2 protein-coding genes are annotated in these 5,139 nt (G+C 69.0%); one reads left to right on the forward strand and one right to left on the reverse strand.

Features of this window, described 5'->3' with window-relative positions:
• Nucleotides 1–211 precede the first annotated feature (211 nt).
• Nucleotides 212–2,785, reverse strand: a complete 2,574-nt coding sequence (locus ACFYPC_RS32005) for a glycoside hydrolase family 3 N-terminal domain-containing protein (RefSeq protein WP_391889771.1) — start codon at nt 2,783–2,785, stop codon at nt 212–214.
• Nucleotides 2,786–3,096: 311 nt separating this feature from the next.
• Between ACFYPC_RS32005 and ACFYPC_RS32010 the strand changes: the two genes are divergently transcribed.
• A complete protein-coding gene (locus ACFYPC_RS32010) occupies nt 3,097–5,001 on the forward strand; it encodes a ricin-type beta-trefoil lectin domain protein (protein WP_391889773.1) in 1,905 nt (634 codons plus the stop codon).
• Nucleotides 5,002–5,139: the final 138 nt, after the last annotated feature.

The raw sequence follows: 5,139 nt of genomic DNA on the forward strand, positions 1-5,139 counted from the left end.
GCGGGGGGGGCCCCCCCCGCGGGGCGGGCCGGGGGGGGGGGGGGGTGGGGGGGGGGGGGGGGGGGGGGGGGGGGGGGGCATTTTCGCCCCCTCCGCCCCTACCCGTCCCTTGTTCCTGGGGGCTGCCGCCCCCAGACCCCCGCTGTCGCGCTGAACGCGCTCGTCCTCAAACGCCGGACGGGCTGAGTACCCGTCCGGCGTTCGGACGTGCCTACGTCGCCGCGTACGCCTCCCTCAGTTTCGCCACCGCGTCCGCGTACCGGCCCGTCAGGAGCAGGTGGTCGGCGTCGGCGAAGGGCTTGGAGACGGCGGCCGTGATGTCGGTGCCGATCTTCTGCTGGACCAGGAGGCGGGCCTTGGTGACGGCGGCCTGGCCTGCCTTGGCCGAGCCCGTCCTCTCGGCGGCCTTGGCGGCCAGGGCGAGGGCCTTCAGGGTCGCCGTGCCACCCTCCGGTGTCTTGGTGAGAGTCGTGAGGCCCCAGCCGTACGGGAACTGCGGATCGTACGACGTGTCGCCGACGTTGATCGGCAGCTGGGACTCGGACTTCGGCCAGGTGACGGGGAGTTGGCCGGTGAAGGGACGCTTGCCGTAGAGGACGTCCGCGACGCCGGAGCCCTCGGTGCCCGGCAGCCAGGAGGCGACGAGCGCGTCGATGTCACCGAGCCGGTCGCCGATGAGCTGCGGTCGTCCGGAGACGGTCAGGACCACGCACTTGATGGCGCCGCAGACCTTGTCGACGGCGGCCTTGTCCTCGGCGGTCAGTTCCAGGTCGTTGCCGTTGCCCACGTCGCCGACGCCCTCGGCGTACGGGGTCTCGCCGACGACGACCACACCCACGTCGTAACCGGCGGTCGGAGCCGACGCGTCCTTGGAGTAGGTGACGTTGCCGCCGGCCTTCTGCAGTCCCTCCAGGATTGTGGTGCCCTCCGTGATCTCGCCGGAGGAGCCCTGCCAGGTGATGGTCCAGCCGCCGGTCTGGTTGCCGATGTCGTCGGCGTTGGACCCTGCGACGTACACCTTCTGGGACTTCTTGAGGGGCAGTACGCTGCCGGCGTTCTTGAGGAGGACCTGCGACTCGGCCGCCGCCTCGCGGGCCACGGCCCGGTGTTCGGGTGAGCCGATGTCGGAGGCGCCGCTGGTGTCGGCGTACGGCTGCTCGAAGAGGCCGAGCTTGAACTTCTGCGTGAGGATGCGAGATACGGCGTCGTCCACGCGCTCCTCGCTGATCCGGCCCGCGTTCACCTCGCTGATGAGGGTGGCGTGGAAGTCCTTGTACGCGTACGGCACCATGATCATGTCGAGGCCCGCGTTGATGGACGTACGGACGTCGGAGGCGTAGTCACCGGGGATCTGGTCGATGCCGTCCCAGTCGCTGATGACGAAGCCGTCGAAGTCCATCTCGTCCTTCAACACCCCGTTGATGAGCGCCGCGTTGGCGTGCATCTTCACCGGGCCGGCGTCGTCGCCGAGGATGTCGACCGACGAGAAGGAGGGCATGACCGAGCCCACGCCGCGGTCCACGGCGTCCTGGTACGGCGCGAGGTGCACCGCCTCCAGCTCCTGCTGGGTGACCTTGGTGATGCCCTGGTCGATGGTGTACGAGCCCGAGGTGGACGAGCCGTACTCGGTGCCGCCGTCGCCCACGAAGTGCTTGGCGGTGGCGAGGACCCTGTCGCTGTCGCTCAGGTCCTTGCCGTTGGCGCGGCCCTGGAGACCCTGGATGGTCGTCTCCAGCGACTCGACGAGGGCCGGGTCCTCACCGAAGGACTCGTAGCTACGGCCCCAGCGTTCGTCACGGGTCACGCACAGGCAGGGCGCGAAGGTCCACGGAATGCCGGTGGCACGGACCTCCGCGGCGGTCACTTCGCCGGTCTCCTCGGCGAGTTGGGGGTCACGGGCGGCGCCGATGCCGATGTTGTGCGGCATGACGGTCGCGCCGGCGACGTTGTTGTGACCGTGCACGGCGTCCACGCCGTAGATCAGCGGGATCTGGAACCGCGTTGCCTGCGCCTGGAGTTGGAAGGAGTCGATCATCGTCGCCCACGCCTCGGGGGTGTTGGGCGTGGGAGTCGAGCCGCCACCGGAGAGGAGCGAGCCCAGGGCGTACGTCGCGATGTCGTCCTGTGAGGTGAGCGCGTTGCGCTCGGCCTGGGTCATCTGACCGGCCTTCTCCTCCAGGGACAGCCGGGACACGAGGTCGGCGACGCGCTTGTCCACCGACAGCTTCGTGTCCAGGTACGGGAGTCCGTGGGCGTCGATGACGACCTGCGGGGTGCCGACCGGGGCATTGGCTCCCGTGACCGTCAGCTTCAGGGGGATCGTCTCGGCGGATTCCCCGGACCTGTCCTTGACCGTGGTCACGGAGACGGTCCGCGAGGCACCCGAGGCGGTGCCCGCGGGGAAGGTGACCGAGCCCTGGACGGGCTTGTAGTCCTTGCCGGCGTCGGCGGTGCCGCCGGCCGTCTCGTACGCGACGGTCACCGGCTCGTCGAGCGGGACTGCGCCGGTGGTGGCGACGGAGACCTTGACCTTGGCCCTGCCGCCCTCCTCGACCGGGTAGACCGTGGAGTCGGTGAGGACGCTCGCGCTCAGGGACTGGTCGGCGGCGTCGCCGCCCGACGCGAAGGTGCCTTCTGTGGGCGGATTCGCGAACGGGACCTCGCCCTCAAAGGTGTCGACGGGGACAGCAGACGGGTCGGCGGCCTGTGCGGCGGCTGACGCGGAGGCCAGGGGCAGCAGCCCGGTGAGCAAGGCGGCGGAAACGAGCAGGGCGGTTCTTCGCATGGACCTTCCCTCGACTCTCGTTGATCCTTTTGATTCGTGTTTCAAACCCTCTTCGGTGCGCTGAGTGCTCGTCGTTCTCTCTTCAGCGCTCTTCAGTACTCTTACGACTTAGATCACGCCGTGAGTTAACTGGCGTCCCGGCGAACCGTCAAGACGTCACGTCAGAACCGGTACACGCCCAATACACGGCTCGATCAGCGGAGTTGTTCCTTCAGCCTCTGAACGCGCAACCTCTTGACTCGCGCTCGCAGCCGTCATTTACTCACGCCTCGCATGCCCCAATCCCCCACCTCCAGAAGGGCTGCGGACCGATGAGCACCACAAGCACGACAAGATCCCCGAGGAGCCTGAGGCGAAGGGGCCGGACGGCGCGGCTGCTCCTCGCCGGGCTGCTGACGACGGCCGGACTCGGCGCCGTGGGCACCGTGCCCGCCCACGCGGCGGGCGAGCAGGTCACCGCCTACCTGACCACCACGGACGACACCGGCGGCCGCCATGTCACGCGCGGATTGCAGCCGCAAACACCCTTCGCCTTCATGGCCGGCAGTGGCGGAACCGGCGACAACATCACCGTGGACGAGAACACCCGGTACCAGACGTTCACCGGCGGCGGCGCTTCCTTCACCGACACCGCTGCCTGGCTGATGAACAGCAGCGGGGCTCTGACACAGGCCCAGCGCGACGCCGCGATGACGAAGCTGTTCTCGCCGACGGACGGGATCGGGCTCTCCTTCGTACGCAATCCGATGGGCGCCTCGGACCTCGCGCGGTACGGGTACTCCTACGACGACGTGCCGGCCGGCCAGACGGACCCGAACCTCGCGCAGTTCTCCATCGCACACGACCTGGCGGACGTCGTACCGCTGACCAAGCAGGCGCGCCAGCTCAATCCGTCACTGACCGTGATGGCCTCGCCGTGGACGGCGCCGGCCTGGATGAAGGACAGCGGGTCGCTCAACGGCGGCTGGCTGAAGTCGGAGAACTACGGAGCGTACGCCTCGTACTTCGTGAAGTACCTGCAGGCGTACCAGGCTCAGGGTGTGCCCGTCTCGTACGTCACCGTGCAGAACGAGCCGACGTGTTGCTCCGGGTACCCCTCGATGAGCTGGAACGCCTCCGGGCTCGCCTACTTCACGAAGAGCGAGCTGCTGCCGAAGCTCCAGGCGGCGGGGCTGTCGACCAAGGTGCTCGCCCATGACTGGAACTGGGACGTGTACGACTCGTACGCCGCCTCGACGGTCGACGACGCGGCGGTCCGCACGCATCCGAACTTCGGCGGCATCGCGTGGCACGGCTACGGCGGCGACGTCACCAAGCAGACCACCGTCCACAACCAGTACCCCACGCTCGACGCCTTCGGGACCGAGCACTCCGGTGGCACCTGGATCGCCAACCAGCAGCGCGAGGACATGCTCAACATCGTCGACTACACCCGGAACTGGGCGAAGTCGGTGACGAAGTGGTCGCTGGCCGTGGACCAGAACATGGGGCCGCACAACGGTGGTTGCGGCACCTGCACGGGGCTCGTCACCGTCCACAACGGCGACGCGCAGAGCGGGCAGGTCGACTACACCATCGAGTACTACACGATGGGGCACCTCACGAAGTTCGTGAAGCCGGGCGCGCAGCGCATCGCCTCCACGGCGAGTACGTCCGTGCCCAACGTCGCGTGGCGCAACCCCGACGGGTCCAAGGCGCTGATCGCGTACAACGACGCGTCCACCGCGAAGACGGTGACGATCAACTGGGGTGGGCAGCACGCGACTTACTCGCTGCCCGGCAAGACCTCGGCGACGTTCACCTGGTCCGGGACACAGGCCGGTGGCGGCGAGCAGAGCGGGGCCTTTGTGGGGCTTGCCGGTAAGTGCCTTGATGTGGCCGGTGGTTCGTCGGCCAACGGGACCGCCGTGCAGCTCTACGACTGCAACGGTTCGACCGCGCAGACCTGGACGGTCAAGGCCGACGGGTCGGTTCAGTCGCTCGGGAAGTGCCTCGACGTGACGTCGGCGTCCACTGCCGACGGGGCGCAGCTTCAGCTCTACGACTGCAACGGGACGGGGGCTCAGCGGTGGACGTACAACTCCACCACCGGGGAGGTCGTCAATACCGCGGCGAACAAGTGCCTTGATGTGACCGGGAATTCGTCGGCGAACGGGGCGCGGGCGCAGATCTGGACCTGCACGGGGGCTGCCAACCAGAAGTGGCATCTGCAGTAGGGGGTGCGGGGGGCCGGCAGGGGCGGGGGTGGGATTCTTTCGCCCCCACCGCCCCAGCCCGCCCGTGTTGCGGGGGGGGGGGGGGCGGCCCCGCGGGGGGGGGGGGGGGCCCCCCGCGGGGGGGGGGGGCGGCGGGGC

The organism is Streptomyces sp. NPDC005808 (assembly GCF_042871385.1).
Lineage (GTDB): Bacteria > Actinomycetota > Actinomycetes > Streptomycetales > Streptomycetaceae > Streptomyces.

Bases quoted from the DNA above. Each gene is read 5' to 3' on its own strand.
- ACFYPC_RS32005 (WP_391889771.1), bottom strand. From the start codon at position 2,785: ATGCGAAGAACCGCCCTGCTCGTTTCCGCCGCCTTGCTCACCGGGCTG.
- ACFYPC_RS32010 (WP_391889773.1), top strand. From the start codon at position 3,097: ATGAGCACCACAAGCACGACAAGATCCCCGAGGAGCCTGAGGCGAAGG.